Source organism: Pseudooctadecabacter sp. (genome assembly GCF_020627745.1).
In the GTDB taxonomy this organism is placed as follows: domain Bacteria; phylum Pseudomonadota; class Alphaproteobacteria; order Rhodobacterales; family Rhodobacteraceae; genus Octadecabacter.
Genome location: NZ_JAHDGE010000074.1, coordinates 1 through 2,696, shown reverse-complemented (window position 1 = coordinate 2,696; position 2,696 = coordinate 1). Strand labels below are relative to the sequence as shown.

General features: G+C 61.7%; 4 protein-coding genes and 1 pseudogene. All 5 read left to right on the top strand.

Annotation, left to right across the window (positions count from 1 at the left end; all coding sequences use genetic code 11):
- A pseudogene (locus tag QZ653_RS14935) lies at positions 1-399 on the top strand (class I SAM-dependent DNA methyltransferase); the annotation flags it as partial.
- Positions 389-778: a hypothetical protein gene (locus QZ653_RS14930; protein WP_296421310.1), complete on the top strand. Its 390-nt coding sequence runs from the start codon at positions 389-391 to the stop codon at positions 776-778. The pseudogene QZ653_RS14935 and the gene QZ653_RS14930, both read left to right, overlap by 11 nt.
- A 190-nt stretch (positions 779-968) precedes the next feature.
- On the top strand, positions 969-1,145 hold the full coding sequence (locus tag QZ653_RS14925) for a hypothetical protein (protein ID WP_296421309.1): 177 nt from the start codon (positions 969-971) through the stop codon (positions 1,143-1,145).
- Between the two features lie 132 nt (positions 1,146-1,277).
- Positions 1,278-1,634: a tripartite tricarboxylate transporter substrate-binding protein gene (locus QZ653_RS14920; RefSeq protein ID WP_296421307.1), complete on the top strand. Its 357-nt coding sequence runs from the start codon at positions 1,278-1,280 to the stop codon at positions 1,632-1,634.
- Positions 1,635-2,396: 762 nt separating this feature from the next.
- The coding region (locus QZ653_RS14915) for a tripartite tricarboxylate transporter permease (RefSeq protein ID WP_366933108.1) at positions 2,397-2,696 on the top strand (300 nt) is incomplete at its 3' end.

Below are 2,696 nucleotides of genomic sequence, written 5' to 3'. Positions count from 1 at the left end.
GCCGACGCCTATGGCTGGCCTGCAGACCTCAGCGACGAAGACATCCTGTTGCGCCTTGTCGCGCTGAACAAGGAACGGGCCGAGGAAGAAGCGCGCGGCCACATCCGCTGGCTGCGCCCCGACTACCAGAACCCCACCGGCAAGCAGGCGGCCAAAGGCAAGACCACCGACATGGACCTTGGCGTGACAGCCAAGATCGAAAAGGCCCCTTGGCCCAAAACCCTGCCAGACCAGATCGCCGCCGTGCGCGAGGCCCTGTCCGAACTGGGCGAAGCCACCCCCGAACAAATCGCCCGTCGTTTCAAACGGGGCAGGGCCGTCACTGTGGAACCCCTGATGGAAAGCCTCGCCGCGCTGGGCCAGGCCGAACGGGGCGAGGACGGACGGTTTGCGGCCTAGGGCCTTTCGCCGCCGGATCGCGCGGTTGGAGGCCGACACACCACGCTACCGCGCCCTTGAGGTCGCGTTGGGTGAAGGCGTCGGGTTTGGACAGGCGTGGTATTCGTCCCAGAAAGAACACTGGTTGGGCTGGCTGGCGGAGTACGACGGACAAGGCGCGTATGGACGAAAGATCGACCCGAGCCGCGACGCCCGCTTTGTCTACAACCACATCCAATGTGCCCCGATGCTGTTCTGGCGCGCCGAGGCGTTGGGTTTTCCGGATGATGTTCTGGACGATGCTTTCGCGGCGGTGATCGCCGCCCCGAAGAGAAACGCGAGCCAGTGTGCGGCCTTTCGCAGGGTGCTGCCGTGGGACCGTATTGATGCGGTTCTTTAGACTGTCGGGCCGCCCGTGATGGGGGGCACAGCCAGAGCGCTTTGGGTGCCCGCGTCCTATGGGGCGGCCTGCGCGGGCTGGACCAATGGGGCGGCGCCGTTATCAACATCAGCGTTCTTTGGGAGGAAATCATGAAGCTTGTTCACCTGACGTCTGCCGCGCTGGCTGTTGTCATGACGGCCGGAGGTCTGTGGCGCAGGATTTTCTACAGCGTCCGATCAACCTGATCGCGCCCTTCAATGTCGGCGGGGGGACGGATTTGTTGCGGCGTGGTCTGGCCCCGCATTTTGCCGAGGCGATTGCTGGGGATGCTTTCGTGTCCAACATGGTGGGCGGCTCCGGCACGGTGGCCGCATACGCGCTGTAGGGGCAAAGCCCGGATGTCTACCAGCTGGCCTATATGTCGGTCACGGTTTCGACTATTCAGCCGCAAATCAAGGATGTGCCGTAAGGGTTGGACAGCTGAACGCCGATCTGTTCTATCGCGGCGTCCCCGGCAATGCTGTTTGTTGCAGCCGACAGCCCCTATCAATCCATGGAGGATGTTGTCGCGGCGGTTGAGGACGCGCCGGATGAATTGATCTATGGATCGTCCGGTCCGGGTGCGATCACGCATCTGACCATGGTGTCTGCGTTTGCGGGGCTAGGGATTATTGATGACATGAAGCCCCTTCCGTTTCAGGGGGTCGGCCCTGCCATCAAGGAACTGACCGCTGGCAATATCCAGTTCTTCGGCGGCACGGGACTGCTGATGGACCGTGGTGATTTCCGTCCCCTGACGGTGTTCAATGACACGCGGGTCGAGAATTCCCCGACGTGCCCATCGCTGCCGTGGTCGGCATCGAGGCCCCCCTGAACGAGCCTTACCTTTGGGGTGGCCTTTTGCGCTTGCCGGACTGGAACCTGAGGTAACGGCCTCGCTTGTGGCGGCCTGTGAAACGGCTGTCGCCCTGCCGGCTTTCAGGCGTTTGCGGAAAGATCGGGCACGGTCATCAATTACCGCGGGGCGGAAGACTTCGATGCTTTCTTAGGCGCACAGCACGAGGCCAAAGCAGGTTTGATCGAAGCCGCCGGTTTTTGATCGCGATACTGACCGACACTTGCGGCTTGGGTCGCAGGTGTCGTTTCATTCTTTGTGAGGGGGGCTATGCAACGCGTCGCCAACGAACGGGTGATCGTGCAACTGGGACTGTTGATGGCGGCGGTCGCACTTTAGGCGTCGACGTTCACGCAAAGCTTCAGCGCATCCGATCTGGCCCAGTCGCCGATATTTTCCACGCATCATCTTGATGCCGTGAATCGGGCTGTTCGCCATTCTGATGCCGTAGGCACTGTTGGTGCTGTCCAATCATACGCCTAGGATGCCGCTGCCGACCTCCCGTTTTTCCTATTTGTTTTGAGGTTTCGGAATGCTGTCATCTCTCCCCGAAGCGATCGAAATTCTTCTCAGCCTTGAGGGGCTGCTGGTGCTGGTTCTCGGGATCGTGCTGGGTGCGATGCCGGAATTGGGTCGACCGTAGCCGTCGCAATCGTGTTGCCCTTTACACTGACGATGGGTCAGGCCCCTGCGATTATCCTGATGCTCGCCGTTTAAGCCGGGTCGGTCTCTGGCGGATCAATCTCTGCGATCCTGATCAACACGCCTGGCACGCCGCAATCTGCGGGCACCTGTCTGTACGGCTACCCGATGGCCCAACGGGGCGAGGCGGGTCTGGCCCATGGCTGGGCGACGGTCGCGTCCGTCATCGGGAGGCTTGTATCTGCGGTGGTGTTGATCTTGGCGGCCCCGCAGCTGGCCGCCGTCGCGCTGGAATTCGGCCCGATCGAAACCTTCGCCCTGATCCTTTTGGGGATGACCGGCATCGTGCCGGTATCAACCGGATCGGTCATCAACTTGCTGACGGCCGGGATGATCGGC

Coding starts and splice junctions, on each gene's coding strand:
- QZ653_RS14920 (WP_296421307.1), top strand. CDS start 1,278: ATGCTGTTTGTTGCAGCCGACAGCCCCTATCAATCCATGGAGGATGTT.